This is a genomic window from Pseudomonas sp. FYR_2 (assembly GCF_043106425.1).
In the GTDB taxonomy this organism is placed as follows: domain Bacteria; phylum Pseudomonadota; class Gammaproteobacteria; order Pseudomonadales; family Pseudomonadaceae; genus Aquipseudomonas; species Aquipseudomonas monteilii.
In genome coordinates this window covers 12,920-38,436 of sequence record NZ_JBICMM010000047.1, presented here as the reverse complement: position 1 = coordinate 38,436, position 25,517 = coordinate 12,920, and the positions used below count along the sequence as shown (strand labels likewise).

Below are 25,517 nucleotides of genomic sequence, written 5' to 3'. Positions count from 1 at the left end.
TCCCTCAAACCCACAGCTTCTTGATGTCACGCCCGCCGCAGGTCAGGTTGACCATTGCGCGGGTCACCATGACGGCGGTGAACATCGAGGTGAAAATCCCGAGGGACATGGTGACCGCAAAGCCTTTGACCGGGCCGGTACCCATGGCGAACAGGATGCCGCCGACCAGCAGGCTGGTCAGGTTGGCGTCGATGATCGCGGTGTAGGCGCGATTGAAGCCTTCGTGGATGGCGCGCTGTACCGACATGCCGGCTTTCAGCTCTTCGCGGATACGCGAGAAGATCAGCACGTTGGCGTCTACCGCCATACCCATGGTCAACACGATACCGGCAATACCCGGCAGGGTCAGGGTGGCGCCCAGCAGCGACATCAGGGCCAGCAGCAGCACCATGTTGCCCGCCAGGGCGATGGTGGCGATCACGCCGAAGCCGCGGTAGATGGCGATGATGAACAGCGAGACGAACAGCATGCCCCACAGCGACGCATCGATACCCTTGGTGATGTTGTCGGCACCCAGGCTTGGGCCAATGGTACGTTCTTCAGCGAAGTACATCGGCGCGGCCAGACCACCGGCACGCAGCAGCAGGGCCAATTCGGACGACTCGCCCTGGCCGTTCAGGCCGGTGATGCGGAACTGGCTGCCCAGCGGCGACTGGATGGTCGCCAGGCTGATGATTTTCTTCTCTTCCACAAAGCTTTGTACGGCAACGTCCTTCTCGACGCCGTCGACCGTCTGCTTCACGTAGCGGGTGACCGGCTTCTGCTCGATGAAGATCACCGCCATGCTGCGGCCAACGTTGCTACGGGTAGCGCGGCTCATCAGCTCGCCACCGTGACCATCCAGGCGGATGTTCACTTGTGGGCGGCCGTGTTCGTCGAAGCTGGCCTGGGCGTCGGTTACCTGGTCACCGGTGATGATCAGGCCGCGCTCTACAGGGGCGGAGCGGCCGCCTTCGCGGAACTCGAACACCTCGGTAGTGGCTTTGGACGCGCCCGGCTCGGCACCGAAGCGGAACTCAAGGTTGGCGGTTTTACCGAGAATACGCTTGGCTTCGGCAGTGTCCTGCACGCCTGGCAGCTCGACCACGATACGGTTGGCGCCCTGGCGCTGTACCAGCGGCTCGGCCACGCCCAACTCGTTCACGCGGTTGCGCACGGTGGTGAGGTTCTGCTTGATCGAGTATTCGCGGATTTCGGCAACTTTTGCCTGGGTCAGCGCCAGACGCAGCACGGCAAGCTCGTTGCGCTCGGTGGTGGTCAGGTCGAAATCATTGAAATTCTTGCGGATCAGGGCACGTGCCTGTTCGCGGGTAGCATCGTCAGCGAAGCCCAGCATGATGCCGCCATCCTGCTGAGGCAGGCTGCGGTAGCGGACGCGCTCTTTGCGCAGCAAGGTCTTGACCTCGCCTTCGTAGACTTTCATGCGGGCCGTCATGGCCTTGTCCATGTCCACTTCCAGCAGGAAGTGCACACCACCGGACAGGTCCAGGCCCAGCTTCATCGGGCTTGCACCCAGGTTGCGCAGCCATTGCGGGGTAGTCTGGGCCAGGTTCAGGGCCACGACGTAATCATCGCCCAGCGCCTTGCGCACGACATCCTTGGCTGGCAGTTGGTCTTCCTGGTTGGTCAGGCGGATCAGCCCGCTGCCCTTCTCGCCCAGGCTTGCGCCCTTGACGGCGATTTTGGCATCGACCAGCGCCTTGCTGACGCGATCGAGGTCGGCCTGGTTCACCTGCAGCGCCGAGCTGGCACCGCTGATCTGCACCGCCGGGTCATCCGGGTAGAGGTTGGGAGCGGAATAAATGAAACCGACCACCAGTACCAGCACGATCAGTGCATATTTCCACAGAGGGTATTTGTTCAGCATCACGCCGCCCGTTCAAGACGCGGGGCGCGTTGCGCGCCCCGACTGGAAAATAAAACCGGTAACTCAGATAGCCTTGAGCGTACCTTTTGGCAGGGTTGCCGCGATGGCGCCCTTCTGGAACTTCAGCTCGACAGTGTCGGACACTTCCAGTACCACGAAGTCATCGGAAACCTTGACGATCTTGCCGGCGATGCCGCCGTTGGTGACAACTTCGTCACCTTTTTGCAAGTTGCTCAGCAGGTTCTTCTGCTCTTTGGCGCGCTTGGCCTGCGGGCGCCAGATCATCAGGTAGAAGATGACCAGGAAACCGACCAGGAAAATCCACTCGAAGCCGGTACCGGCTGGGCCGGCGGCAGGTGCTGCTGCGTCCGCGTATGCGGCGGGGATCAAGAAGCTCATTGGGCACTCCTAATGTAATTTTCTAATAATGTGTGCGAACAGTCAGTCCAGGGGCGGTACGGGAAGCCCGCGCTTGGCGTAGAAGGCGTCGACAAAGGCGGCCAATTTACCCTGTTGAATAGCCTCGCGTAAACCGGCCATCAAGCGCTGGTAATGGCGCAAGTTGTGGATGGTATTCAGCATGCTGCTCAACATTTCGCCGCACTTGTCCAGGTGGTGCAGATAGGCGCGGGAGAAGTTGGTGCAGGTGTAGCAGTCACAGGTCGGATCCAGCGGCGATTCATCGTGGCGATGGAACGCGTTGCGGATCTTGATCACCCCTGTATCGACGAACAGATGGCCGTTGCGCGCATTACGCGTCGGCATCACGCAGTCGAACATGTCGACGCCGCGGCGCACACCCTCAACGAGATCTTCCGGTTTGCCTACCCCCATAAGGTAACGAGGTTTGTCAGCGGGCATCTGGCCCGGCAGGTAATCCAACACCTTGATCATTTCGTGCTTGGGTTCGCCCACCGACAGGCCGCCGATGGCCAGGCCGTCGAAGCCGATGTTCTCCAGGCCTTCCAGCGAGCGCATGCGCAAGTCCTGGTACATGCCGCCCTGGACGATACCGAACAGTGCCGCGGTGTTGTCGGCGTGGGCGTTCTTCGAGCGCTGGGCCCAGCGCAACGACAGCTCCATGGAGGTGCGCGCCACGTCGTGCTCGGCCGGGTACGGGGTGCACTCGTCGAAGATCATCACCACGTCCGAGCCCAGGTCACGCTGCACCTGCATCGACTCTTCCGGGCCCATGAACACTTTCGAGCCATCGACTGGCGATGCGAAGGTCACGCCCTCTTCCTTGATCTTGCGCATGGCACCCAGGCTGAACACCTGGAAGCCACCCGAGTCAGTGAGGATCGGGCCTTTCCACTGCATGAAGTCGTGCAGGCCGTTGTGCTTCTTGATCACCTCGGTGCCCGGGCGCAGCCACAGGTGGAAGGTGTTGCCCAGGATCATCTCAGCGCCAATGGCCTCGATATCGCGTGGCAGCATGCCCTTGACCGTGCCGTAGGTGCCCACCGGCATGAACGCCGGGGTCTCCACGGTGCCACGAGGGAAGGTGATGCGACCACGACGGGCCTTGCCGTCGGTGGCCAGCAGTTCGAAGGACATTCGACAGGTGCGACTCATGCTTGATCCTCGGGGCCGCGCGGCGCCGGATTGCGGGTGATGAACATGGCATCACCGTAACTGAAGAAGCGGTACCCGTTCTCGACCGCCGCCGCGTAGGCAGCCATGGTCTCGGGGTAGCCGGCGAATGCCGAGACCAGCATCAGCAGCGTGGACTCCGGCAGGTGGAAGTTAGTGACCAGGGCGTCAACCACATGGAACGGCCGGCCCGGGTAGATGAAGATATCGGTGTCGCCGCTGAACGCCTTGAGCACGCCGTCACGCGCCGCGCTTTCCAGCGAACGCACACTGGTGGTGCCAACCGCGATCACCCGGCCGCCACGTGCGCGGCAGGCCTCGATGGCATCGACCACATCCTGGCCCACTTCGAGCCACTCTTTATGCATGTGGTGGTCTTCGATCTTGTCGACCCGCACCGGCTGGAAGGTACCCGCGCCCACGTGCAGGGTCACGAAGGCCCGCTCCACGCCTTTGGCGGCGATCTTTTCCAGCAGCGCCTCGTCGAAGTGCAGGCCCGCTGTGGGCGCTGCAACCGCACCGGCACGCTGGGCATACACGGTCTGGTAACGCTCACGGTCGGCACCCTCGTCCGGGCGGTCGATATAGGGCGGCAGCGGCATATGGCCGACGCGGTCGAGCAGTGGCAGCACCTCTTCGGTGAAACGCAGCTCGAACAGCGTGTCATGGCGCGCGACCATTTCGGCCTCGCCACCGCCATCGATGAGGATGACCGCGCCTTCTTTCGGCGCCTTGCTGGCACGTACATGGGCCAGCACCCGGTTGCTGTCGAGCACGCGCTCGACCAGCACTTCCAGCTTGCCGCCGGAGGCTTTCTGGCCAAACAACCGCGCCGGGATCACCCGAGTGTTGTTGAACACCATCAGGTCGCCGGGGCGCAGGTGGTCGAGCAAGTCGGGGAATTGCCGGTGCGACAGCGCGCCGGTTGGCCCATCGAGCACCAGCAGACGGCTGCCATGGCGCTCTGCCAACGGGTGGCGGGCGATCAGGGAATCAGGGAGTTCGAAGGAGAAATCGGCGACGCGCATGATGATGTTCGGTTCGGCAGGGCCAGGAAGTTTAGCCCAATGTGTGAAAATTGACCATGAAAGCCGATTGACCGACTAGCGGCAGCTCTCTATACTGCGCGCCACACGCCCTGATGGCGGAATTGGTAGACGCGGCGGATTCAAAATCCGTTTTCGAAAGGAGTGGGAGTTCGAGTCTCCCTCGGGGCACCAAGATCCGGAAAAAACCGACCTTATGGTCGGTTTTTTTTTGCCTGTTGATCGGCCATCAGCACAGCCGCCCTTCCTTCACCCAACAGAGGTTACACATAACGTAACTTTCTGTGCACCCTAACCGTTAGGGATCATGGTTGCCGCCCGCTCACGCTAGCCAGTATGAGTGGATGCAACGTCAGCATGAAGCTGTAGGCCAAGCGCTCTGGTCACCTTCAGGATGGTGGCGAAGCTTGGGTTCCCCTCGCCGGACAACGCCTTGTACAGGCTTTCACGCCCAAGCCCGGTATCACGGGCCAACTGAGCCATGCCTTTTGCACGCGCAATGGTGCCGAGCGCCTTGGCGATAAAAGCCGCATCATCACCCGCCTCTTCAATGCAAGCTTCGAGGTAAAGCGCCATGTCCTCGTCCGTCTTGAGGTGTTCGGCACTGTCCCATTTTTTCAACTTGACGTTACCCATGGGTACCTCCTAAAGCCGTCGTGCAATGTCGAGGGCGGTTTTGATGTCTTTTGATTGAGTGGACTTATCGCCACCCGCCAGCAGGATCACGATTTCAAGGCCGCGCTAGGTGAAGTACACACGATATCCTGGCCCATAGTGAATACGCAGCTCGGAGACGCCCTCACCCACAGCTTGGCAATCACCGAAATTCCCTGCTTCGGCACGGTCGATGCGCGCCTGGATGCGCATCGCAGATCGCTTATCGCTAAGCTTGGAAAACCAAGCATCGAAATCATCGGTTGTGAGGATGGTCTTCACGGCTCAAATGTATTCCATGGGATACACAGTATGGGCCGACCATCCCCATAGCGCAATCAACGAACGTTGCCAATCATGACCAAGCCACCCCAACCAAGGAGTGCGTAGGCCTCAGAAATCCGCCCGCAGGGTAACGGTGTAGTTACGCGGATCCCCGTAGTAGTTCGCCGCATACAGCCAACCGATGCTGGAGAAGTACTTCTTGTCGAACAGGTTGTTGCCGTTCAACGACACGCTGAAGTTTTTGTTGATCTGGTAAGCCACCCGAGCGTTCCAGATCGCATAACCGGCCTGTTCGATCTTCCCTACCCCGTCTGTCCCACCAAAGTTACCGTGGTAGTTGCGGCTCTGGATGTTGGCGCCAGCGCCAACGGTCCATGGGTCCAGTTCGCCAGGCAGGTTGTAGTCCGCCCAGAAGCGCAGCAGATGCTTGGGTGTGTAGGTGTTGAAGGTGCCTCCGGCCTGCGACTCGCCATCGGCCGGGTCGTTGCGGTACTCGGTGTGGGTGTAGGTGTAGCCGGCAAACAGCTGCATGCGGTCCAGCACTTCACCGCTGATCTCCGCATCGAAGCCCTGGGTGCGCACTTTGCCGCCGGCCACGTAGCAGTTTTCGCCACCGTCAGTACCGCACTCGGCGGCCTGGGCGCGGTTCTGCTGGTCTACCTGGAACAGCGCGAAGCTGGTATTCACGCGACCGTCGAACAGCTCACCTTTCAGGCCCAGCTCATAGTTGGCGCCTTCGATGGGCTTGAGCGGGGCGTTGTCCACGCTCAGCTCGGTCTGCGGCTTGAAGATGTCGGCGTAGCTCACGTAGGCCGACCACTGGTCGTTCAACGCGTAGATCAGGCCGCCATAAGGCGTGAACTCGCCACTTTCACGCGAGTGGGCCGGGGTTGGCGACACGCCATTGAAACGGTGCAGTTCATAGTCGTAGGTGTAGTTGCTGGTGCGCCCGCCCACTACCAGAGTCACAGGGTCGGCCAGCTTGTAGCGCGTGACCGCGTAAAGCCCGTTCTGGCGGATCTTGCCCTTGGAAGTGCCGGGGTAGGTGTTTGTAGTGCCGTTGCCCAGCAGTTGATCCTGGGTCGGGCGCTGTGGCGAGATAGGGTCGTAAATGTTCATCGGGCCCAGGTTCAGGAAACCGCCTTGCAGGTCGTCGGTCTGCAGGTCACTGGCGTTGGCGCCCACCACCACCTCGTGCTCCCGGCCAAAGGCACGCCACTTGCCGGTCAGGTTGATGTCCGCGCCCTTGTTGATGTTCTCGAAGTCGTACATGTAGGCACGCGAGCGCATGCCGTCGCCGGTGGCCGGGTCCACAGCGCCACGGCCGAAGCTGTAGAGGATGTAGTTGGTTTCGCGCATGTAGCTGCCAGAAGCCTTCAGGCGCCAGTCTTCGTTGAAGTCGTGGGTGACGTCGGCAAAGTAGGTGGTCTGCTTGTTGTCCCACGTGTTCCAGTCGGCACCGGTGTAGGTGGAACGGCTGACGTTCAAGGCGCTGCCATCCTTGTTGCGTGGCAGGCCGCTGAAGAACGGCGTTGAATGCAGGTCTTCAACACTGGCGCCCGCCGCTACCGTCGTCGCGTCGCTGAGGTCGTATTCAAGGATGCCGTAGAGCACGTTCTTGCGGCTTTCGGCAGTGTCGTAGAAATAGTTCTGGTCTTCGTGCCCGGCCACCACACGGCCACGAAGCGAGCCGTCGGCATTGAGCGGGGCGCCGGCATCGACGGTCTGACGATAGGTGTCCCAGGAGCCGGCGCTGGCAGTCACTGACAAGAACGGCTCGGCTTTCGGGCGTTTGCGCACCAGGTTGATGGCTGCGCCGGGGTTGCCGCTGCCTTGCAACAGGCCGTTGGCCCCGCGCAGGATTTCGACGCGGTCGTACAGCAGCGTGTCGGACGTGAAGCTGCTGCCGATGGCGTAATAGCGGCGGTCGAGTGGCACGCCGTCGTACTGGATGGTTTCCACCTCGAAACCACGGGAATAGATGTACTTGCCGCCGGACGGACTTTGCAGGGTGGTAATGCCCGTGGTCTTTTCCAGCACTTCATCCAGGGTATCGAGGCGCTGGTCATCCATGGCCTTGCGCGTGACCACGCTGACCGATTGTGGAATGTCCTTGAGGCGGTGGGTGCCCTTGCCAATGGTGACGGCGTTGGCGGTGTAGCTGCCTGAGCCCTCGGTGGTTGCGTCATCCTGGACACCATTGATGTTCAGCGGCTCCAGGTTCAAGGCGGCGCCGCCAGACGCTGCACTCAGGGGAACGGGTTGCAAGCCATAGACGTTGTTGCCCCGGCGCACGGCCTGCAAGCCGGTGCCGGCCAACAGGTGCTGCAAGCCTTCTTCGACACCATACTGGCCCTGCAACCCCGGGCTGGAGAGGCCACGGGTCAGCTCCGAGGTGTATTGCAGGGTAAACCCTCCTTCACTGGCAAACCGGGCAAGCACCTGAGCCAGGGAGCCAGACGCGATGCTGTAGGCCTGCGGCGCCTGCACAGGCGCAGCCAGGGCGTGCACGCCAACACCTTGCAGGGCGATGGCCAGGGCGCTCAGGGCGAGTATCCGACGATAGCTGGGCACGCGTGGTTGAACCATGGCGAGGCCGGTCGTGGCGACCGGTGAAGAAGAGCGGATCATTGAGAAGTTGTCCCTATTGTGTGTGGCAGTTCCACAGATAAGGACTGACGAGTTTCAAAAACGGGCCAATTCTCATTAACGTTTGCTGACAGTCACCCAGTAGCGGGTGCGGTAATCCACCTGCACCGCCAATGTGGCTGGCAGCGCGGCCAAAATGGCGTCAGTGTTTTTCAGCTGGAAAGCGCCGCTGATCAACAGATGCCCAACTTCAGGCTGGCAGCGTAGCCAGCCCGGTCGGTAGCGCCCCAGCTCGCTGAGGAATTCGCGCAGAGGCATCTCGTCGACCACAAGCTGGCCACGGGTCCACTGGCTGTCCTGCTCACGGGCTGCGACCAAGGCACCCTGCCCCGAGGCATCGAAGGTCAGCTGCTGGCCGGCCTCAAGGATTTGCACTGGCCCACGGGCAGGTGTCACCCGTACCGCCCCTTGGAACACGGCCAGTTGTGTCGTACCTTCGCGCTGGCGGACCATGAAGCGCGTACCCAGAGCCTCCATCGGGCCTTGCCCGGTAGCAACACGCAGTGGCCGGTAAACAGTGCTGTGGGCATCCGGCCCGCTGTCGACCAGCACCTCGCCACGGCGCAGGCTGATCAGCCGTTGATGCGCGTCGAAGTCCACGTCCACGGCGGTATCGGTGTTCATGTCCAGCAACGTGCCGTCAGCCAAGGTCATCTGTTCATGCTGACCAACGTCCGTGGCATAAGCCGTCTGCGGCACAAGCTGGCGATAACCCAAATAACCGAGCGGCGCGACGATGGCCAGTGCCAGCATCTGCTTCATCACCTGCCGGCGTTCACGGTTCAAGGTACCCATGGCCAGTTGCTGCGGCAGCATGCCCAACCGGGCCTGCACCCGAAGCGCCTTCTGCCAGGCCCGCTCATGCTCGGGCGCCGCCGCGCGCCAGCGGCTACAGGCAGCGCGCTGGGCCGGGCTGACGGCTTCGTCGAGCATCAGCATGTGCCAGTTGGCGGCTTGCCGGGCCACTTCCGGCTTGATGCGGGGTTGCTGGCTGGGCATCAGAAGTCTTCGTCGAACAGGATGCAAGCTTGTAGGGCATTGGCCATGTGCCGCTTGACCGTGCGCTCGCCAATGCCCAAGCGGCGGGCTACTTCGATGTAGGTCAGGCCCTCCAGTTGCACCAGCAGGAACACCGAGCGCACCACCGGCTTGAAGGTGTCGAGCAGTGCGTCCAGTTGCTGCAGGGTTTCGCGCATTTCCCACTGTTCTTCGGCAGACAGCGCGAACAACTCCGGCAATTGCGCGAGCATGTCCAGGTAGGCGCGCTCCAGTGACTGGCGGCGGAAATGGTCATGGACCAGCCGCCGGCTCACCGTTGCTAGGTAGGCCCGGGGGCGCTGCAGGCTCAGGCTGGCACCCGCCTTCTGCTGGGCCTGAAGGATCCGCAAGAAGGTGTCCTGAGCCAGGTCGGCGGCTTGTGCCGAACAGCCCAGCCGGCGGTATAGCCACTGCTTGAGCCATCCATTGTGCTCGGCATAGACCTGACTCAGATCGTCGTTAATCACGGGTATCCCTCCGGGCGAGGATGGCACCTTAGATGATAACGATTATCAGATCAATTATTCCTGTGCTGGCCCTATCGCCGTGACAAGTGAAAATTGACGGCACCCTAATGACTGCGGGGCCTCCAGCCATGCATGAAGCCTATTAGCCATGCTGTCTCCTACTACTTAAGCTGTCATTCATCGGATATATGCCGAAAGTATTGATAGCGTAATGGCACTTCGCCATAGTTGCGCTCCCTTTTCACCACGCACCGTGTGACCCATGAAAACAATCGCGCCCTGCATGGCGGCAATGATGCTGCTCAGTGGGTGCAATGGAGTGCCAACCTCGTACGTTTCCGATCCCGTCTACAGCCAGGCTTTCGTGGTCACCTCCGGTGCCCCGCTGCCCATGTTGCTGATGGCCAGCGCCATCCAGTGGAACGAGGATTACGCCGTAACCGCCAAACACACCCCCTTCCTGCGCAACGTGGTCCACGAGGGCCTCGGTGATGTGGTGTTCTTCAAGCACAAGGCCAGCAACGTGCCGGATTGGCGCCAGTATGTGCCTGGCGAAGCCGTGACGGCAGTGGGTTTCAACAGTTTCATGATGCCGATGCAGGGCAAGGGCCATGCGCTGCCGTCGCTGGTGCGGCTTGAAGGCACGCCAGGCAGCGTCTTCTATTCGGTGCACGACGGCCCGATCACCAAGGGCATGTCGGGCGGGCCTGTGTTCGCCGATGACGGCAAGGTGGTCGGCATCAATGTGGCCATCATCCCCACCAGCGAGATCGATGCCGGCAAGCGCCCGGACCTGGCTGGCAAGGAGCGGATCAGCGTGTTCATGTCGTTCAACGAGATCGACAAGGAATGGCGACGCTTTCAGTACCTGACGGCGCACAAGGGCAAGCCTCAGGCACCGGCTTCGGTCAAAGGCTATGTGGCGGTTGCTGCCAAGCCTTGAGCGGGTCGGGTTTTGTGGATGGAAAGCGGCTTATGATGTGAGGCTGATTGCCTCTTCGTGGGTAAACCCGCTCCTACAGGACCTGCGCAGGTCCTGTAGGAGCGGGTTTACCCGCGAGAGGCCCTGACAACCTGCGCAAGAAGGACCTGCCATGCACTTGACCCACCGCCCCGTCCAGCCAGACGACATCCCCGTCATCTGCAGCTTCCCGCAAAGCCCGGACGAACTGTTCTACCTGTTCCCCAAAGCCACCTACCCCCTCACCCCTGCCCAGTTGAGCGATGCCATCGCCCAGCGCAGCGGCTCCACGGTAGTGGAAGGCAACGGCAAGATCTTGGCCTTCGCCAACTTCTACAAGGCTGAACATGACGGAGTGTGCGCCCTGGGCAACGTGGTCGTAGCGCCCAACGCCCGGGGTCACGGTTTAGCACGCTACCTGATTACCACCATGATCGCCCTCGCCCGCCAGCAATACACAGCCAGGGAAGTATGGGTGTCATGCTTCAATCACAACACCGCAGGTTTGCTGCTTTATCCGCAGTTGGGCTTTGTGCCGTTTGGAATCGAGGAACGGCAGGGGTGGGATGGCACGCGGGTGGCGCTGGTAAAGATGAAGCAGGTGCTGATTCAACCCGTTTGAATCAACGGGCTACCGCATGGGGCTGCACGAGAAGGTCTACCCCCAAGGCTCGAATGACCTTCAACACAGTGTCAAAACGAGGCTTTGCGCCTGGGCTGAGCGCCTTGTAGAGGCTTTCTCTGCCCAAACCACTCTCCATGGCTATGTGTGTCATGCCTCGTGCACGCGCGATATGGCCGAGCGCTCGAATGATCTCTTCGGTATCGCCATCTGATAGCACCTGGCTAAGGTACTCACTGATGGCCTCATCGCTACTCAACAAAGCTGCCATATCAAACGGAATCAGTTTTTCGCTCATATCATCTCCTTCAGCAGCTTTCTTGATTTGAGAATATCGGCGACTTGAGTGGACTTGTCGCCGCCAACCAGCAGCAGAACCAATCTGTGCCCCTTTTGCGTGAAATAGACGCGATAGCCTGCACCTACGTCGATGCGAAGCTCACCTAGACCGCCTCCAAGCCACTTGAAGTCACCAAGGTTGCCTATCGCAACTCGCTCCAGCCTGCGACCTATCGCAAGCTTGGCTTTCAAATCCCTCAAACTGGATAGCCAAACTGCAAAGCTCTCCGTCTGTTCAACAAGATACATCAAGTGGTGCCCCATCGTATCCGTATGGATACGCCCATTCAAGTGCTGAAGCGGACCACTTTGGCTGTGTTCAATTGCATTGGGAATTCAGGCACATCCCATGACGTCGTCAGATTTTTCGCGTCGCTGCAGTCGCAAAATCCCTTGCAACAATCAGCATTCGAACCTTCGAGGCCCCTCGACGTCCGATCCAGCATGCCCCCGCTTAGAGGTGCCCCCGCGTGAAAGACATCATCACCCGCAAGTTCCGCCTGGTCGTGAAGACCATCGGCTACATCGGCTGGTCGCTGTTCTGGCTGCTGATCTGGGATGTGCTGGTCACCATCGATTTCATGCTGTTCTTCAACAGCAAGTTCACCCTGCCGCTGATCCCCCTGACCTTGCTGGGCTCGGCGCTGGTAGTGCTGGTGAGTTTTCGCAACAGCAGCGCCTACAACCGTTGGTGGGAAGCTCGCACGTTGTGGGGGGCGCTGGTGAACAGTTCGCGTAGCTTCGCAAGGCAGACGCTAAACCTGATCGATGACCCGGCTGATGGCCTGAACCCGGTCAAGGCCACCCTGCTGCGCCGGCACATCGCCTATGTGAACTGCCTGGCTGCACACTTGAAGGGTGAGAGCTGCCCGGATGAACTGATGGCCTTCATCCCGCCGGCAGAGTTCGAACGGCGCAACCGCTCGAACAACTTTGCCAATGACATTCTCGGTGGCTCGGCGGCCTTGCTGGCGCGGGAATACCAGGCCGGGCGGCTGGACAGCATTCGCCTGGCGCGGCTGGAATCGACGCTGGTGGACCTGTCCAATGCCCAAGGCGGTATGGAGCGCATCGCCAATACACCGCTGCCCTACCCTTACGTGTATTTTCCGCGACTGTTCATCACCCTGTTCTGCCTGATCGTGCCAGTAGGGCTGGTGGAGTCGCTGGGCTGGTTCACGCCGCTGGCTTCGACCGTGGTGGGGTTCATGTTGCTGGCCATCGAGCGGATCGGCACGGATTTGCAGAGCCCGTTCAAGTTCAGTGAGCACCAGATCCAGATGGACACCATTTGCGAGACGATCAAGCGGAACCTGGAGTCGATGCAACGGGAAGCACAGTGTGGGGAGCTCGCTTAGGCCCGCACATAGCGCTGGCGCAACACATCACTCAACGTATCCACCAGCAACACCAGCACCAGCATGCCCAGGATCACCGTGCTGGCCTGGGCCTCCTGGAACAGGCTCAACGTGGTGTACAGCATCTGCCCCAAGCCGCCCGCCCCGACGAAGCCCAGCACACTGGCCATACGGATATTGTTTTCCCAGCGGTACAAACTGTAGGCCAGCAACTGCGGCCACACGTTGGGCAAGGTACCAAAACAGAACGCGGCCACCTGGCTGCCGCCCTGCAAGCGAATCGCTGCCGCTGGCTCCGGCGGCGCATTCTCCAGCGCCTCGGCAAACAAGCGCCCCAGAACACCAGCGGTGTGCAGCGCCAACGCGAGGGTGCCGGCATTGGGCCCAAGACCGGCCGCCAGGACTGTCAGCGCAGCCCACACCAGTTCCGGAATGGCGCGCAGGGCATTCAGCAGCAACCGCGCCGCGCCCTGCAATGGCCAACCGAATCGCCCTGCCGCCGGCAGTGCCAGCAACATCCCCATGACCATCGCCAACAAGGTGCCCAGGCCAGACATGGCCAGCGTCTCCAGCGCCCCATGCCACACGGCCTTCAGGTGCCCGGCAGACAGGTCCGGGTGCAGGAAACGCCCGGCGTACTCACCCATCTGCCCCAGCCCACCGTTGCCGACCAGTGCTTGCAGGTCCAACTCCAGGTATGCGAACGAGGCCAACACCGCCAACACGATGGCGCCCAGCAGCAACAGGTTGATGACCCGGTTCATGCCAGCCTCCAGCGCAGCAGGCGGCTGAGCAAGTCGGCCAGCATCACCAGCAGCAGGAAGGTGAGCAACATGCTGGCCACTTCCGCCCCGGCAAACATCCGCATCGACAGGTCAATCTGCTGCCCAAGGCCCCCCGCTCCCACAAACCCCATCACCACCGAGGCTCGCACCGCGCACTCCCAGCGGTACACGGTGTAGGACACCACTTCGGACGCCGCGTTGGGCAGAATGCCGTAGAGAAACGCCGTCAGCCGGCCACTGCCCGCCTGCAACAAGGCATGGGCCGGGCGCTGGTCAACCGACTCGAAGATTTCGGCGTAGACCTTGCCCAGCATACCGCTGTAGGTAATGGCGATGGCCAACACACCCGCCGTCGGCCCCAGCCCCACGGCCCGCACGAACAACAGCGCCCAGACAATTTCCGGCACGCTGCGCAGGAAAATCAGCAACCCGCGCACCGGCAGGCGCAGCAGACGCGACCAAAGCCCTGCACGCCCACCACGGGAGGCAGCACGCAACGACAAGGCGCGACTGGCCAACAGCCCCGCCGGGACGGCCAGCAGCAACGCCAACGCCATGCCGGCGGTGGCCACGGCCAGGGTCTGTAGCGTGGCTTCATACAGCAACACGAGAAAATCGGCATCGTGCGCAGGTGGCCAGAAGGCGCTGGTGAAAGTGGCGATCTGCTGTCGGTTCTCTGCCTGCAGCAGCACCCCGGGGTTCAGTTCGCTCAACTGGATACCCGGCCACAGTATCGCCACGCCCAGCAAGGCCAGCAGCAGCCGCGGCAGCAGGGCCGGGTCGCGGGTGTCGGCCCTCAGCATCGCGGGATCTGCACCGTCAGAATCGGCCCCTGGTTTGGCGGCGAAGCCAGTTGTTCATTCGCGTACAGCGCCTCCAGCATGTGTTCGTTGACCGCTTCTGCCGGGCAATCAAACACTACCTGGCCCTCGCGGATACCAACCACCCGGGGGAAATGCGCCAGCGCCAACTCCACCGCATGCAGGCTCGCCACCAGTGTCACGCCGTTGGCCTGGGCATGGCGGTTGAGCAAGGCCAGGCTGTGGTCGGCCAGCACAGGGTCCATGGCCGACACCGGTTCGTCGGTCAGCAGCACCTGTGGCCGCTGGTAAAGGGCCCGGGCAATACCCACCCGCTGCAACTGGCCACCCGACAACTGCCCGCACTGCACGAACAGCTTGTCGGCCAGGCCCAGCTCTGCAAGCACCTGGCGCGCCCCCGGCACATCACTGGGGTACAGCAGGTTGAGCAAGCCACGCGTTACCCCCCACTGCCCCAGTCGGCCGGCCAATACTGCCGTCACCACCCGTTGGCGCGGTGGCAAGGGCGGTGCCTGATGCACCAGGCCGACCCGCGCCCGAAGGCGCTGGCGTGCCCTGGCGGACAACGCCCAGGGCTGCTCACCAAGCAACTCCACGCGCCCGCTGCTGGGCTGGATGGCCGTAGCCATCAGGTGCAGCAAGCTCGACTTGCCCGCCCCCGACGGCCCAATGATCGCGACGCGCTCGCCCTGCGCGATGCGCAAGCTGATTGCGTCAAGCGCGCGTACCTGGCCATGGCGCAGGCCGGCACCGTGCAGGTGGATTGCCACGTTCGAAGCAGTCACTTGAGCAGGCCAGCCTCACGCGCAGCTTGCTCGGTGCCTACATAGTTTTCAGGCTTAGTCTCGATGAAGCGGCTGGCGGCCTGCAGGTCGAGGATGGCCTTGTGCTCCGGCTTGGCCGGGTCGAGGTCGAGGAACGCTTTTTTGATCTTTTCTTTCAGCGCCGGTGCCATGTTGCCGCGCACGGTCCAGTTGTAGTCGAAGTAGGTCGGGGTAGTGGCGAACACTTTCACCTTGGCGGTATCGACCTTGCCGGCATCCACCAGTTTCTGCCACACACTGGCATTGAGCACGCCGCCATCGACTTTGCCCGCCTGCACCCAGGCCACTGTAGCGTCATGGGCGCCAGAGTAGGCCACACGGCTGAAGTACTCTTCAGGCTTGATGTTGTCCTGCTTGAGCATGAAGTAACGCGGCATCAGGCTGCCCGAGGTAGACGAGATGGAGCCGAAGGCGAACGACTTGCCCTTGAGGTCGGCCAGGCTTTTCACGTCGGGGTTGGCGGTGATGAACTTGGAGGTGAACTGCGCGTCCTGCTCACGCTGCACCAGTGGCGTGGCGGTCGGATCCTTCAGGTGCACCTGAACGAACGTGAAGCCTCCCAGCCAGGCCAGGTCCAGCCGGTCGGCGGCCAGCGACTCGACCACAGCCGGGTAATCGGCCACCGGTACGAACTTCACGTCCATGCCCAGTTGCTTGGCCAGGTACTCGCCCAACGGCTTGAACTTGCGCTGCAACTCGGTGGGTGCTTCGTCGGGGATGGCGCTGACTCGCAACACTTCAGCAGCCTGGACGACAACGGCACAGCAAGACAGCACAAGGCCGGCGGCGAGCGCCAAGGGGCGTTTAAGCATGGGTGTTCTCCGGTTCAATAGCGGGGAAATGCCGACAAATCCGTCGACTCCAAGGATTATAAGAGGCCAAAGCCCAAAGGCCAGCTTTGCTACAATCGCGCAACAATCTGACCTGCCGAGGTGCGTATGAGCGAGCCGATTCGCCTGACCCAGTACAGCCATGGTGCCGGCTGTGGCTGCAAGATTTCCCCCAAGGTGCTGGATGTGATCCTTGCCGAAAGCGGCACCCAGGCCCTGGACCCGAAGCTGTGGGTTGGCAACGCCTCGCGCGACGACGCTGCCGTGTATGCGCTGGACGACGAGCGCGGCGTGGTCTCGACCACCGACTTTTTCATGCCGATTGTCGATGACCCGTACGACTTCGGCCGCATCGCCGCCACCAACGCCATCAGCGACATCTACGCCATGGGCGGCGACCCGCTGATGGCGATTGCCATTTTGGGCTGGCCGGTCAATGTGCTGCCACCGGAAGTGGCCCGCGAAGTGATTCGTGGCGGCCGTGCGGTGTGCGCCGAAGCCGGCATTCCGCTGGCTGGCGGCCACTCCATCGACGCCCCCGAACCCATCTTCGGCCTGGCCGTCACTGGCGTGGTCAGCAAGCGCCACCTCAAGCGCAACGACACCGCCACTGCCGGCTGCCAACTGTACCTGACCAAACCCCTGGGCATCGGCATCCTTACCACAGCCGAGAAAAAGGCCAAGTTGCGTGCACAGGACCAGGGCCTGGCCCGAGACTGGATGTGCACCCTCAATACCCCCGGCAGCCGCTTCGGCAAACTCGATGGGGTGAAGGCCATGACCGACGTCACCGGCTTTGGCCTGCTCGGCCACATGGTGGAACTGGCCGAAGGCAGCGGCCTTACCGCGCACCTGGACTACGCCGCCGTACCGCGACTGCCCAGCGTCGAGCATTACTTGGCCGAAGGTTGCATCCCCGGCGGCACGCTGCGTAACTTCGAAAGCTACGGCCACAAACTCGGCGCACTCAGCGACGAGCAGAAACACCTGCTGTGCGACCCGCAAACCAGCGGCGGCCTGCTGGTAGCGGTCAGCCCTGAAGGTGAAGACGCGTTCCTGGCAGTCGCTGCCGAACTGGGCCTGCAACTGTCGCCAATCGGCAAGCTGGTCGAACGACAGAGCCACGCGGTCGAGGTGATCTGATGCGCCCCGACTGCACCGATTTCCGCCAGCTGTTTCTCGACGACGTGCCGATGATGGATATGCGGGCACCCGTCGAGTTTTCCAAAGGCGCCTTTCCGGGCGTAGTCAATTTGCCGCTGATGAATGATCAGGAACGGCAGAAGGTCGGCACCTGCTTCAAGCAGCAGGGCCAGACAGCTGCCATCGCCCTTGGCCACCAACTGGTCAGCGGCACCACTAGGCAGGCTCGGCTGGACGCCTGGGTGGCGTTTACCCAGGCCCACCCCGAAGGCTACCTGTACTGCTTCCGTGGCGGCCTGCGCTCGCAGATCGTGCAGGGCTGGTTGCGTGATGAAGCGGGCATCCAGTACCCGCGCGTCAAGGGCGGTTACAAGGCCATGCGGACCTTCTTGCTGGAAACCACCCAACAGGCGGTGGCGCAGTGCGATTTTGTGCTGCTGGGCGGCCTTACCGGTACTGGCAAGACCGACGTGCTGCATCAGCTGGATAACGTGCTGGACCTGGAAGGCCATGCCAACCATCGCGGCTCCAGCTTCGGCAAACGCGCCACCGCGCAGCCGGCGCAGATCGACTTCGAAAACCAGCTGGCCATCGACGTACTGAAGAAACGCGACCGAGGCATTGAACAGTTCGTACTGGAAGATGAAGGCCGCATTGTCGGCAGTTGCACCGTGCCGCTGGAGCTGTACCAGGGCATGCAGCAATACCCGCTGGTGTGGCTGGAAGACAGTTTTGCCAACCGCGTTGAGCGCATCTTGCGTGATTACGTGGTCAACCTGAGTGCCGAGTTCACCGCTGTGCATGGCGAGGAAGAAGGCCGCCGGTTGTTTGCCGAACGCATGCTGCAAAGCATGGCCAACATCTGCAAGCGCTTGGGTGGCGAGCGATATCAGCGGTTGTCGACACTGCTGGCCCAGGCGCTGGAAGAACAGCAGCGCAGCGGCGCGGTGGAGTTGCACCGGGGCTGGATCGAAGGCTTGTTGAACGAGTATTACGACCCGATGTATGCCTACCAGCGTGCGGCGAAGGCTGAGCGTATCGAGTTTGCCGGGGATGCCTTGGAAGTGCGCGAGTACCTCAAGGCCCGGGCGCTACGCGAGCGTCATCCTTGAGACCGCATCGCCTTCTTCGCGGGTAAACCCGCGAAGAGGCCGGTACAGGCAACCTCACTGCCCCGGGCTAAGCACCCGCTCCAGCTCCGCCGCCCGGTCGCGGGTCATGGCCATCACACACGTCCCACCTTCCAACTGCGCCAGGGTCCCGCCACTGGCCCGCACATGGAACTGGCAATTGCCATCGCGGTAGGCCATCCACTTGCGCTGCACATCACGCAAGCTTTTCTGCTGCCCAGTCTCCAGCTTGCCCATCAACTGTTTGTACACCCGGTTCAAACGCTGGTCCTGCACCTGTGTTTCAGCCTGGATGCATGCACTCATGGCCACCGTGCTGGAGGCCTTGTCCATGCACTGCCCGTAGGCCGGCGTGTAGTCGTCCGCCACTGCTAATGGCAGCACACAAGCCAGTGCCAGGCCTGTCAGATAATGTTTGGTCATGCGCCCCCTCCTTGTGGGTATCAAAGCGTCTGCGGCTGCTCTGGTGGCATCAGTACGTTGCCCGGCTCGAAGCGCAACGATGGCATCTGCGTTGCCGCGTAAAGCGTCACAGCCAACGCTGCGATCAACGCTACATCAAGCCAGCTCCAACCCGGCATGTCGTTGGCGCTGCGTGCCTTACAGCAATGCCAGGCCTGGCCTACACAAAACACCACCATCGCCGCCAGCCACAGGTAAAAACCGGCGCCAAAGCCGGTCCGCTCATGGAACGCGTAGCTCTGGTTGTCCGGCAAGCGGTCTATTCCGAAACTGCTGGCGGCCAGGTACACAGCTGCCAACCCGGCCAGCAAGGCCAGTCTGCGAAACCGCCGATGGGCAAGGATGGCCAGGGCCAGCAGCGGGTTGGCAAACCATTGGAACAGCCCGAAGGCCATGCCCCATGGCCCGTACAGCAGCATCTGCAGGGCCGGCATGTGGCGCTCGCCGCTCATCAGCGCACCATCGAAAAACAGGGCGAGTACGTACAGCAGCAAGCTGATGCTCAGGTAGAAAACGGGCAAGGGATGTACCTGGTGGAAGCGGAACAGGCTACGACCTTAACCCAGCCCCTGCCCCGCTTCCAGACCCTCAATAGGTGCCCCGCCGTGGTGCTCGCTGTACAGCTGTTCAAGCGGGTACGGACTCGGTGAGTCGGCTACGAGCATGGGGCACCGGGGCACAAGTGAGAATTGCTCCCGAATAGTATCTATTCGCCAGACTATGCAACAGGCGGTTCCAGCAGCAGGCCGTAGAGACCCGAGTCGGACAACTCGCCGGCCACGCACCAGCGTGCCCGCAGCGTGCCTTCCAGCACGAAACCCTGGCGCTCCAGGGTGCGTGCCGAGCCTTGGTTGCGTGGGTCGATTTCGCCTTCAAGGCGGCGCATGTGCAGGGTGTGGGCGAGGTAGTCGATGAAGCAGGTCAATGCCTCGTCCATGTAGCCCCTGCCCTGCACCGCGCTGGCCAGGCAGTAGCCGATTTCGCCACGGCGGGAGACATCGTCGATGTTGAAAAGCTGCACCATGCCGATGAGTTCGCCGTTGTCGCGGCGGTACATACCGAGCTTGAGCTGGTCGCCATTGGCATAGGCTTCTCGGTCGGCGGCCAAGGCGCTTTCGGCTTCGGCCAGGTCTTGCCAGGGGGCATGGTGCCAATAACGCATGACCTCGGGGTCGGCCATGATCGCCAGCCATTGCGCGGCATCGGCATGGCGCATGGGGCGCAAGTGCAGACGCGGGCTGTCGAGGCAGAGGTCACTGGGGAAACTGCGGGGTGGGGTCACGCCGGATCTCCTGTCCATTGCTGGGGAGATGACAGTTTAACGTCAAGCGCAGGGTTCGGGCATCCCGGGGCTGCCGCGCAGCCCATCGCGACACAAGGCCGCTCTACAGAGAGCGTGCCAGCTTTCTCAGAGAGAGTACTTCTGCAGGTTCGCCATCATCTGCTGCAGCGCCTGCAGGCTGTCCTGCGGGTGCACGGCGCCGTCAAAGTCACCAATCCGCGCCCAGTTTTCCGCTACCTGCTCCGGGGTAAAGCCTTCGCGCGGATCAAATCCTACCCCCAGGCTGCGCTCCCAGCGCACTTTGCCCACCCAGCCGCCACCCACCTCGAACAGTTCGCCCGTGCCCTGGCACTGCTCGCTACCCAGGTACACCACCAGCGGGCTGACCAGTTCCGGCTTGAGCCGCTCGAAGACCTGAGGCGGGATCAGCCCTTCGGTCATGCGGGTGCCGCCGGTAGGGGCGATGGCGTTCACCAGAATGCCGTGCTTGCGCCCTTCGATTGCCAACGTGCGGGTCAGCCCGTACAAGCCAAGCTTGGCCATGCCGTAGTTGGCCTGGCCGAAATTGCCGTAGATACCAGAGGTGGAGGCGGTGAAGATCACCCGCCCCCAGTTCTGCTCGCGCAGGTGTGGCCAGGCGGCACGGGTGACCTTGAAGGCCCCTTCCACATGCACCTGATAAACTTGCTCCCAGTCGCTGTCGTCCATCTTGTGGAACGTCTTGTCGCGCAGGATGCCGGCATTGTTCACCAGCACATCGACCCGACCGAAGCTGTCCAGCGCCTGTTCGACGATGCGTGCGCCCTGGCTGACCGAGTCATGGTTGGCGATGGCGGTGCCACCGGCGGCGCGGATCTCTTCTACCACCCGGTCGGCGGCCGAGGCGCTGGCACCTTCACCATGGGTAGAGCCGCCGAGGTCATTGACCACGACCCTGGCACCCCGCGCGGCGAACAGCAGCGCATGGGCGCGGCCCAGCCCACCGCCGGCTCCGGTGACGATCACCACGCGATCTTGCAGACGGACAGGCTCGCTCATGCTCATGGCTCCAGGCAGGTTCAGGTCAGCCAAGTGTCCGCCGCCAGCGGCAGACGGACAATCAAGCTCACGCAGGCTGAATGCCTGGCAATAACGCAGGGCGATGAGGCCCGGTCAGGACCACGCCACTTTCTGCGGGTAATAGCTCAGCGGCTGTTCCCGAAAAGCCAGGTAGTGGCGCAGGACCTGCACAGGCGCCTCGGTGTGCGGGTAATGGCCGATGCCCTGCAACTGCACGGTATCCGGCTCCGGCACCAGTTGCCGATAACGCTCCAGCATGTGCCCGCCGGAAAGTGGGTCAACCACGCCATTGATGAAGCGCAGGGGTACGCCTTTGCGCTGCATCGCCCCGACCCAGCGTTCGCGATGCAACCTGCGCTCGGGCATGTAGCTCACCAGCTTGTGCAGGATGCGCGTGCCCCGGTTGGCGGCGATCAGGCTCCAGAAATCATCCAGCGCACTTTCGCTGGGGTGGGTGCAGGGGCCGTATACCTGGGTCACGCTGCGCACCAGGTCGTCACGCCCGAACGAGCGCCCGACCAGCCAGCCGAACCGGCTAAGCAGCAGTTTCTGGATCAGCAGCATGCGACAGCTTTCGGGGAATAGGCCGCTGTTGAGGAACACGCAGCTGGCTATGTCGGCACGCTGTTCGTGATGCCGCGCCAGCAGTTCCTGGGCCACGCTGCCGCCGTAGTCATGAGCCAACAGGTGCACAGGCTGGTCGACCTGCAAGTGGCCGAGCAAGGCCTGCTGCAGGTCGGCTTGCTCCATCAGGCTGTACGCGTGATCGACCGGCTTGGCCGAGTCGCCAAAACCGAGCATGTCGCAAGCGATCACCCGAAAGCGTTGGGTCAAAGGCCCCCACAGGTAGTGCCAGTCCCAGCTGGCCGTGGGGAAGCCGTGTAACAGAAGCAGGGGCTCTCCTTGCCCTGCGGTCCAGTAGCGGATGCTCTGGCCCCGGAAGTTGAAGCTTTGTCCCCGGGTACGCCAGACGCACAATGGAATTTCGGCCATAGGCATCAGAAGTAACCCGGTGAAGTGATAGGGACGGGATAGGGCAAGGCTGCGGTCATTGCATGTCACCTCGGCACATACATGTGCTCTCTGTGTCGAGGCAAAGTCTAGCCAGCAGCACACTGGCTGGAACTTGCGTTGCCAGCCAGCTTGATGACTGTGCGAGTCAGTGGCACGAACGGTCAGAGCAACAGGGCCAGCAACGGTGCCGCGAACAGGTTCAGCAAGCCGGTCAACACCATGACCAGGCCGGCCACCGAGCCTTCCTCGCGGCCCACCTCCTGCGCCCGGCTGACCCCGGCACCATGCGCACCGACACCAAAAAGCGCCCCCCGTGCCAGCGGCGTGCGCAACGGCAACCAACGCAGCAGCACGCCGCCGAACATGGCGCCGAGCACGCCGGTGAACATCACGAACACCGCTGTCAGCTCTGGCACGCCGCCCAGGTCATGGGCCAACGGCATGGCAAACGGTGTGGTAATCGAACGCGGCACCAGCGACAGGCTGGTCGCGCTGTCCAGCGCCAGCAGGTGCGCCAGCCCCCAGGAACTGGCGATCGAGGCACTGCTGCCAGCGACCATGCCCACCATCAGCGCCGGCCAATGGCGCGCCAACATCGCCCGCTGCTGCCAGATGGGCACCGCGAAGGCGACGGTCACCGGGCCAAGCACGCTCATCAACCAATGGGTATTGCGCGCATATTCGGCATACGCGGTGTGCAGCGGCACCGCCACCGCCAGCAACAGCACCGGTACCAGGATCAACGGCGACAGCAGGTAGCGCCCGCTGCGCCGGTACAGCCAACGGCTGCCCAGGTAGGCCAGCAAGGTCAGGGCCAGCCAGAACAGCGGCATGGGTTCAAGGCTCATGGCGCAACCTCCAGCGGCACACCAGTTCCACGGTGAGCGCGGTCACCACCATGACCATCAGCGTGCTAACGCCGATCACCAGCAAGATGCGCCAGCCCTCCTCACGGATCAGCGAGCCGTAGTCCAGCAGGCTCATCAACGCCGGAATGAAGAACAGCAGCATCTCGGCCATCAGCCAGCCGGCGCCCAGTTGCAGCATGGCCGGCTTGAGCACACCGGACGCGAACAGTATCAGCAGCAGCGCCAGGCCCATCACGCCGCCGGGGATCGGCCAATCCAACCAGGTGGCAAGCTGGCCTCCCAGCAGAAACAAGGCATAAAGAGTTGCCAGCTCGACAAGCAGGCGCAGGGCTTTTTTCAACAATGCGGGTTTCATGGCGGGGGTTCCTCGACAGGCCCTCATTTTAAGATTTGGCTGCCTAGGCCAGAAGCGAATTGTTAGACTGATCGCCATTCCAGAATGGAATTCAGAGCATGGAATTCAAACAGCTGCGCAGTTTTTTCGAAGTGGTCCACCGCGGTGGTTTTACCCAGGCCGCGCAAACCCTGCACATCAGTCAATCGGCCGTGAGCAAGCAGGTGGCGCAGCTGGAGCAAGATGTGGGCCAGCCGCTGCTGGAGCGCCAGGCCTCCCAGCTGCACCTGACAGCGGCCGGGCGCATTGTGCTGGAGCGCGGCGAAGCCCTGCTGCGCCAGCGCCAGGCGCTGCTCAACGAACTGGACGACCTCAGCCAGATGGAGCGCGGCGAACTGCGCCTGGGCTTGCCGATGTTGGGCAGTGACGCCTTGTTCGCCGGGCTTTTTGCCGAGTACCGGCGACGTCACCCGAACATCGCGATTCAGTTGCTGGAAGGCGGTAGCCGCAGTGTCGAACAGGCGGTCAAGAGTGGCGAGCTGGAACTGGGTGGTAGCCTGACACCCAGCGACGAGGCGTTCGACTACCAGCCATTCTGCAACGAGCCATTGGATGCCCTGTTGCCGACGGGGCATTCATTGGCGAGCCTGGACGGGGTGGACCTGGGGCAACTGGCCGATACGCCGTTCCTGTTGTATCAACGCAGCTTTGTGCTCAACGACCGGCTGCTGAAGGCGTGCCAGCAACAGGGCTTTACCCCGAAGGAAGGCGGCCGCAGTGGCCAGGCGGATTTTTTGGCGGCGTTGGTGGCGGCAGGCCAGGGTGTGGTGTTGCTGCCCCGTGTGGTGGCAAAAGCGCTGGAGCGCCCTGGGGTGGTGCGCTTGCCGCTACGTTCGCCGGCGGATTTGCGCTGGGACATCGCCTTTATCTGGCGGCGTGGGGCCTACCTGTCACGGGCGGCGAAGGCGTGGTTGGCATTGTTGCGCGAGTGCCCGGTACCTGGCTGCAAGTAATGTGTTGGCCTTGCTGGCCTCTTCGCGGGTTTACCCGCGAAAGGGCCAGTACAGCAATAATGATATGTCAGTCTTTCAGCGCTTGAGCCAATTCAGCCAACCAAGGCTCGGCATCCGCCTCTGGGGTCACTGTCTCGCTGGCATCCAGCCGCAACATCGGCTGCACTTCGCGCACGCCCAATTCGGCAAACAGCTCGCGCATCTGCTCGCCACCGCCGCAATAGGTATCACCGTAGCTGGAGTCACCCAGTGCAATCACCGCCCCCGGTAGACCACGCCAGGCCGCAGGCAAGGTATCGCGAAGGGTGCTGTACAGTGGCATGAGGTTGTCCGGCAATTCACCCATGCCGGTGGTCGAGGTCACGGCAAGCAAGGCATCGGGGGCAAAACCTTCAAGGTCATGCTGGGTGGCACGTGCCGCATGCCAGGCCTCCAGGCCCGCTGCCTTGAGCAGCGTTTCAGCGTGACGGGCGACTTCTTCGGCGGTGCCATAGACCGATCCGGAAATAATGGCGACTTTCATCGGGTAGAGGATTCCGAAACTGAGTAAAAACGTAGGATACTAGCATCCGGCGCTGGCAAAAGGCCGCCTCTACCAAAGTCTCCGTCCTCAGCCCCTCTTTGCCCAATGGCCCGAACATGATCAATGCGCAATTGCTGCAATCGATGGTCGATGCGTCCAATGACGGGATCGTGGTTGCCGAACAGGAAGGCGACGACACCATCCTGATCTACGTGAACGCCGCCTTCGAACGCCTGACCGGCTACAGCCGCGATGAAGTCCTCTATCAGGATTGCCGCTTTCTTCAGGCGGACGACCGTGACCAGCTTGGCCGCGCACGTATCCGCAGGGCCTTGGCCGAAGGCCGCCCCTGCCGCGAAGTGCTGCGCAATTACCGCAAGGATGGCAGCGCCTTCTGGAACGAGCTGTCGATTACCCCGGTAAGGCACGCTGCGGATCAGCGCACCTACTTCATCGGTATCCAGAAAGACGTCAGCCGCCAGGTCGAACTGGAACGGCAACTGGCGGAACTGTGCGCTCGTCCGAAACCCGACGAACGCGCTTGAACCA

The 25,517-nt window shown here is 62.2% G+C and carries 29 protein-coding genes, 1 tRNA gene and 1 pseudogene; 8 read left to right on the top strand and 23 right to left on the bottom strand.

What is annotated here, in order from left to right:
* Positions 1 to 4: 4 nt before the first annotated feature.
* The 4 genes from secD to queA form a co-directional block, all read right to left on the bottom strand.
* Entirely contained in the window at positions 5 to 1,867 is a 1,863-nt protein-coding gene (secD, locus tag ACF8R4_RS20440) for a protein translocase subunit SecD (RefSeq protein WP_060501849.1), read from the bottom strand.
* 63 nt (positions 1,868 to 1,930) lie between these two features.
* Positions 1,931 to 2,266 carry a preprotein translocase subunit YajC gene (yajC, locus tag ACF8R4_RS20435; protein WP_008092587.1) on the bottom strand — a complete coding sequence of 112 codons (336 nt, stop codon included), beginning with the start codon at positions 2,264 to 2,266 and terminating at the stop codon, positions 1,931 to 1,933.
* A gap of 42 nt (positions 2,267 to 2,308) precedes the next feature.
* Positions 2,309 to 3,424: a tRNA guanosine(34) transglycosylase Tgt gene (gene tgt, locus ACF8R4_RS20430; RefSeq protein ID WP_014589748.1), complete on the bottom strand. Its 1,116-nt coding sequence runs from the start codon at positions 3,422 to 3,424 to the stop codon at positions 2,309 to 2,311.
* Positions 3,425 to 3,438: 14 nt separating this feature from the next.
* On the bottom strand, positions 3,439 to 4,488 hold the full coding sequence (gene queA, locus ACF8R4_RS20425; RefSeq protein ID WP_392493337.1) for a tRNA preQ1(34) S-adenosylmethionine ribosyltransferase-isomerase QueA: 1,050 nt from the start codon (positions 4,486 to 4,488) through the stop codon (positions 3,439 to 3,441).
* A 107-nt stretch (positions 4,489 to 4,595) separates the two neighbouring features.
* On the opposite strand from queA, the gene ACF8R4_RS20420 reads away from it, so the two are divergent.
* Positions 4,596 to 4,680, top strand: a tRNA-Leu gene (locus ACF8R4_RS20420).
* A gap of 153 nt (positions 4,681 to 4,833) precedes the next feature.
* On the opposite strand, the gene ACF8R4_RS20415 is transcribed toward ACF8R4_RS20420, so the two are convergent.
* The 5 genes and pseudogenes from ACF8R4_RS20415 to ACF8R4_RS20395 all read right to left on the bottom strand — a co-directional run bounded on the left by ACF8R4_RS20415 (position 4,834) and on the right by ACF8R4_RS20395 (position 9,599).
* Positions 4,834 to 5,142: an addiction module antidote protein gene (locus ACF8R4_RS20415; RefSeq protein WP_060499944.1), complete on the bottom strand. Its 309-nt coding sequence runs from the start codon at positions 5,140 to 5,142 to the stop codon at positions 4,834 to 4,836.
* 9 nt (positions 5,143 to 5,151) lie between these two features.
* Positions 5,152 to 5,442 (bottom strand): annotated as a pseudogene (locus ACF8R4_RS20410) (type II toxin-antitoxin system RelE/ParE family toxin).
* Positions 5,443 to 5,553: 111 nt separating this feature from the next.
* Positions 5,554 to 8,034: a TonB-dependent receptor gene (locus ACF8R4_RS20405; RefSeq protein ID WP_225521444.1), complete on the bottom strand. Its 2,481-nt coding sequence runs from the start codon at positions 8,032 to 8,034 to the stop codon at positions 5,554 to 5,556.
* A gap of 117 nt (positions 8,035 to 8,151) precedes the next feature.
* Positions 8,152 to 9,093, bottom strand: coding sequence for a FecR domain-containing protein (locus ACF8R4_RS20400; protein WP_392493334.1), 942 nt, complete (start codon positions 9,091 to 9,093; stop codon positions 8,152 to 8,154).
* Complete coding sequence (locus tag ACF8R4_RS20395; protein ID WP_060499947.1) at positions 9,093 to 9,599, bottom strand: sigma-70 family RNA polymerase sigma factor; 507 nt, start codon at positions 9,597 to 9,599, stop codon at positions 9,093 to 9,095. The genes ACF8R4_RS20400 and ACF8R4_RS20395 overlap by 1 nt, the downstream gene beginning before the upstream one ends.
* A gap of 295 nt (positions 9,600 to 9,894) precedes the next feature.
* Here ACF8R4_RS20395 and ACF8R4_RS20390 point away from each other — a divergent pair, with 295 nt between their 5' ends.
* Positions 9,895 to 10,542, top strand: coding sequence for a trypsin-like peptidase domain-containing protein (locus tag ACF8R4_RS20390; protein WP_060499948.1), 648 nt, complete (start codon positions 9,895 to 9,897; stop codon positions 10,540 to 10,542).
* A 151-nt stretch (positions 10,543 to 10,693) separates the two neighbouring features.
* Positions 10,694 to 11,182 (top strand): GNAT family N-acetyltransferase, encoded by a 489-nt coding sequence (locus ACF8R4_RS20385; RefSeq protein WP_104833975.1) that lies wholly within the window; start codon positions 10,694 to 10,696, stop codon positions 11,180 to 11,182.
* Between the two features lies 1 nt (position 11,183).
* On the opposite strand, the gene ACF8R4_RS20380 is transcribed toward ACF8R4_RS20385, so the two are convergent.
* Positions 11,184 to 11,480: an addiction module antidote protein gene (locus ACF8R4_RS20380; RefSeq protein ID WP_182408666.1), complete on the bottom strand. Its 297-nt coding sequence runs from the start codon at positions 11,478 to 11,480 to the stop codon at positions 11,184 to 11,186.
* A complete protein-coding gene (locus ACF8R4_RS20375) occupies positions 11,477 to 11,770 on the bottom strand; it encodes a type II toxin-antitoxin system RelE/ParE family toxin (protein WP_082426425.1) in 294 nt (97 codons plus the stop codon). Before ACF8R4_RS20375 ends, ACF8R4_RS20380 begins: the two co-directional genes overlap by 4 nt.
* 221 nt (positions 11,771 to 11,991) lie before the next feature.
* On the opposite strand from ACF8R4_RS20375, the gene ACF8R4_RS20370 reads away from it, so the two are divergent.
* Complete coding sequence (locus ACF8R4_RS20370) at positions 11,992 to 12,879, top strand: bestrophin family protein (RefSeq protein ID WP_392493330.1); 888 nt, start codon at positions 11,992 to 11,994, stop codon at positions 12,877 to 12,879.
* On the opposite strand, the gene phnE is transcribed toward ACF8R4_RS20370, so the two are convergent.
* From phnE to ACF8R4_RS20350, 4 genes are read right to left on the bottom strand one after another with little or no spacing between them, the layout of a single operon-like run.
* Positions 12,876 to 13,643 (bottom strand): phosphonate ABC transporter, permease protein PhnE, encoded by a 768-nt coding sequence (gene phnE, locus ACF8R4_RS20365; protein ID WP_060499952.1) that lies wholly within the window; start codon positions 13,641 to 13,643, stop codon positions 12,876 to 12,878. The two genes, ACF8R4_RS20370 and phnE, sit on opposite strands and share 4 nt — an antisense overlap.
* Positions 13,640 to 14,467, bottom strand: coding sequence for an ABC transporter permease (locus ACF8R4_RS20360; protein WP_060499953.1), 828 nt, complete (start codon positions 14,465 to 14,467; stop codon positions 13,640 to 13,642). The genes phnE and ACF8R4_RS20360 overlap by 4 nt, the downstream gene beginning before the upstream one ends.
* Complete coding sequence (locus tag ACF8R4_RS20355; protein WP_104833972.1) at positions 14,461 to 15,270, bottom strand: phosphonate ABC transporter ATP-binding protein; 810 nt, start codon at positions 15,268 to 15,270, stop codon at positions 14,461 to 14,463. The genes ACF8R4_RS20360 and ACF8R4_RS20355 overlap by 7 nt, the downstream gene beginning before the upstream one ends.
* On the bottom strand, positions 15,267 to 16,121 hold the full coding sequence (locus ACF8R4_RS20350) for a putative selenate ABC transporter substrate-binding protein (RefSeq protein ID WP_060499955.1): 855 nt from the start codon (positions 16,119 to 16,121) through the stop codon (positions 15,267 to 15,269). Before ACF8R4_RS20350 ends, ACF8R4_RS20355 begins: the two co-directional genes overlap by 4 nt.
* Positions 16,122 to 16,247: 126 nt before the next feature.
* Here ACF8R4_RS20350 and selD point away from each other — a divergent pair, with 126 nt between their 5' ends.
* Positions 16,248 to 17,282, top strand: a complete 1,035-nt coding sequence (selD, locus tag ACF8R4_RS20345) for a selenide, water dikinase SelD (RefSeq protein WP_060499956.1) — start codon at positions 16,248 to 16,250, stop codon at positions 17,280 to 17,282.
* Positions 17,282 to 18,394 (top strand): tRNA 2-selenouridine(34) synthase MnmH, encoded by a 1,113-nt coding sequence (gene mnmH, locus ACF8R4_RS20340; RefSeq protein ID WP_104833971.1) that lies wholly within the window; start codon positions 17,282 to 17,284, stop codon positions 18,392 to 18,394. The genes selD and mnmH overlap by 1 nt, the downstream gene beginning before the upstream one ends.
* Positions 18,395 to 18,448: 54 nt before the next feature.
* Here mnmH and ACF8R4_RS20335 read toward each other — a convergent pair whose 3' ends face one another.
* The 7 genes from ACF8R4_RS20335 to ACF8R4_RS20305 all read right to left on the bottom strand — a co-directional run bounded on the left by ACF8R4_RS20335 (position 18,449) and on the right by ACF8R4_RS20305 (position 23,453).
* Complete coding sequence (locus ACF8R4_RS20335; protein ID WP_392493326.1) at positions 18,449 to 18,835, bottom strand: lysozyme inhibitor LprI family protein; 387 nt, start codon at positions 18,833 to 18,835, stop codon at positions 18,449 to 18,451.
* A 20-nt stretch (positions 18,836 to 18,855) separates the two neighbouring features.
* A complete protein-coding gene (locus ACF8R4_RS20330; protein ID WP_060499959.1) occupies positions 18,856 to 19,395 on the bottom strand; it encodes a hypothetical protein in 540 nt (179 codons plus the stop codon).
* A 197-nt stretch (positions 19,396 to 19,592) separates the two neighbouring features.
* On the bottom strand, positions 19,593 to 20,156 hold the full coding sequence (locus ACF8R4_RS20325) for a GNAT family N-acetyltransferase (RefSeq protein ID WP_016713234.1): 564 nt from the start codon (positions 20,154 to 20,156) through the stop codon (positions 19,593 to 19,595).
* 126 nt (positions 20,157 to 20,282) lie between these two features.
* Positions 20,283 to 21,194 (bottom strand): SDR family oxidoreductase, encoded by a 912-nt coding sequence (locus ACF8R4_RS20320; protein WP_060499960.1) that lies wholly within the window; start codon positions 21,192 to 21,194, stop codon positions 20,283 to 20,285.
* A gap of 114 nt (positions 21,195 to 21,308) precedes the next feature.
* Positions 21,309 to 22,214 carry an alpha/beta fold hydrolase gene (locus tag ACF8R4_RS20315; RefSeq protein WP_104833968.1) on the bottom strand — a complete coding sequence of 302 codons (906 nt, stop codon included), beginning with the start codon at positions 22,212 to 22,214 and terminating at the stop codon, positions 21,309 to 21,311.
* Positions 22,215 to 22,390: 176 nt separating this feature from the next.
* Complete coding sequence (locus ACF8R4_RS20310) at positions 22,391 to 23,077, bottom strand: LrgB family protein (RefSeq protein WP_016713477.1); 687 nt, start codon at positions 23,075 to 23,077, stop codon at positions 22,391 to 22,393.
* On the bottom strand, positions 23,067 to 23,453 hold the full coding sequence (locus ACF8R4_RS20305; protein ID WP_060499961.1) for a CidA/LrgA family protein: 387 nt from the start codon (positions 23,451 to 23,453) through the stop codon (positions 23,067 to 23,069). Before ACF8R4_RS20305 ends, ACF8R4_RS20310 begins: the two co-directional genes overlap by 11 nt.
* A gap of 98 nt (positions 23,454 to 23,551) precedes the next feature.
* On the opposite strand from ACF8R4_RS20305, the gene ACF8R4_RS20300 reads away from it, so the two are divergent.
* Complete coding sequence (locus ACF8R4_RS20300) at positions 23,552 to 24,445, top strand: LysR family transcriptional regulator (protein ID WP_060499962.1); 894 nt, start codon at positions 23,552 to 23,554, stop codon at positions 24,443 to 24,445.
* 67 nt (positions 24,446 to 24,512) lie between these two features.
* Here ACF8R4_RS20300 and ACF8R4_RS20295 read toward each other — a convergent pair whose 3' ends face one another.
* On the bottom strand, positions 24,513 to 24,968 hold the full coding sequence (locus tag ACF8R4_RS20295) for a flavodoxin (protein WP_060499963.1): 456 nt from the start codon (positions 24,966 to 24,968) through the stop codon (positions 24,513 to 24,515).
* A gap of 116 nt (positions 24,969 to 25,084) precedes the next feature.
* On the opposite strand from ACF8R4_RS20295, the gene ACF8R4_RS20290 reads away from it, so the two are divergent.
* A complete protein-coding gene (locus ACF8R4_RS20290; RefSeq protein WP_060499964.1) occupies positions 25,085 to 25,513 on the top strand; it encodes a PAS domain S-box protein in 429 nt (142 codons plus the stop codon).
* Positions 25,514 to 25,517: the final 4 nt, after the last annotated feature.

Coding starts and splice junctions, on each gene's coding strand:
- ACF8R4_RS20390 (WP_060499948.1), top strand. CDS start 9,895: ATGCTGCTCAGTGGGTGCAATGGAGTGCCAACCTCGTACGTTTCCGAT.
- ACF8R4_RS20360 (WP_060499953.1), bottom strand. CDS start 14,467: ATGCTGAGGGCCGACACCCGCGACCCGGCCCTGCTGCCGCGGCTGCTG.
- tgt (WP_014589748.1), bottom strand. CDS start 3,424: ATGTCCTTCGAACTGCTGGCCACCGACGGCAAGGCCCGTCGTGGTCGC.
- phnE (WP_060499952.1), bottom strand. CDS start 13,643: ATGAACCGGGTCATCAACCTGTTGCTGCTGGGCGCCATCGTGTTGGCG.
- ACF8R4_RS20320 (WP_060499960.1), bottom strand. CDS start 21,194: ATGAGCGAGCCTGTCCGTCTGCAAGATCGCGTGGTGATCGTCACCGGA.
- ACF8R4_RS20305 (WP_060499961.1), bottom strand. CDS start 23,453: ATGAAACCCGCATTGTTGAAAAAAGCCCTGCGCCTGCTTGTCGAGCTG.
- ACF8R4_RS20310 (WP_016713477.1), bottom strand. CDS start 23,077: ATGAGCCTTGAACCCATGCCGCTGTTCTGGCTGGCCCTGACCTTGCTG.
- ACF8R4_RS20380 (WP_182408666.1), bottom strand. CDS start 11,480: ATGAGCGAAAAACTGATTCCGTTTGATATGGCAGCTTTGTTGAGTAGC.
- ACF8R4_RS20350 (WP_060499955.1), bottom strand. CDS start 16,121: ATGCTTAAACGCCCCTTGGCGCTCGCCGCCGGCCTTGTGCTGTCTTGC.
- selD (WP_060499956.1), top strand. CDS start 16,248: ATGAGCGAGCCGATTCGCCTGACCCAGTACAGCCATGGTGCCGGCTGT.
- ACF8R4_RS20385 (WP_104833975.1), top strand. CDS start 10,694: ATGCACTTGACCCACCGCCCCGTCCAGCCAGACGACATCCCCGTCATC.
- ACF8R4_RS20400 (WP_392493334.1), bottom strand. CDS start 9,093: ATGCCCAGCCAGCAACCCCGCATCAAGCCGGAAGTGGCCCGGCAAGCC.
- ACF8R4_RS20375 (WP_082426425.1), bottom strand. CDS start 11,770: ATGTATCTTGTTGAACAGACGGAGAGCTTTGCAGTTTGGCTATCCAGT.
- secD (WP_060501849.1), bottom strand. CDS start 1,867: ATGCTGAACAAATACCCTCTGTGGAAATATGCACTGATCGTGCTGGTA.
- ACF8R4_RS20295 (WP_060499963.1), bottom strand. CDS start 24,968: ATGAAAGTCGCCATTATTTCCGGATCGGTCTATGGCACCGCCGAAGAA.
- ACF8R4_RS20315 (WP_104833968.1), bottom strand. CDS start 22,214: ATGCCTATGGCCGAAATTCCATTGTGCGTCTGGCGTACCCGGGGACAA.
- queA (WP_392493337.1), bottom strand. CDS start 4,488: ATGCGCGTCGCCGATTTCTCCTTCGAACTCCCTGATTCCCTGATCGCC.
- ACF8R4_RS20415 (WP_060499944.1), bottom strand. CDS start 5,142: ATGGGTAACGTCAAGTTGAAAAAATGGGACAGTGCCGAACACCTCAAG.
- ACF8R4_RS20290 (WP_060499964.1), top strand. CDS start 25,085: ATGATCAATGCGCAATTGCTGCAATCGATGGTCGATGCGTCCAATGAC.
- ACF8R4_RS20300 (WP_060499962.1), top strand. CDS start 23,552: ATGGAATTCAAACAGCTGCGCAGTTTTTTCGAAGTGGTCCACCGCGGT.
- yajC (WP_008092587.1), bottom strand. CDS start 2,266: ATGAGCTTCTTGATCCCCGCCGCATACGCGGACGCAGCAGCACCTGCC.
- ACF8R4_RS20335 (WP_392493326.1), bottom strand. CDS start 18,835: ATGACCAAACATTATCTGACAGGCCTGGCACTGGCTTGTGTGCTGCCA.
- ACF8R4_RS20405 (WP_225521444.1), bottom strand. CDS start 8,034: ATGGTTCAACCACGCGTGCCCAGCTATCGTCGGATACTCGCCCTGAGC.
- mnmH (WP_104833971.1), top strand. CDS start 17,282: ATGCGCCCCGACTGCACCGATTTCCGCCAGCTGTTTCTCGACGACGTG.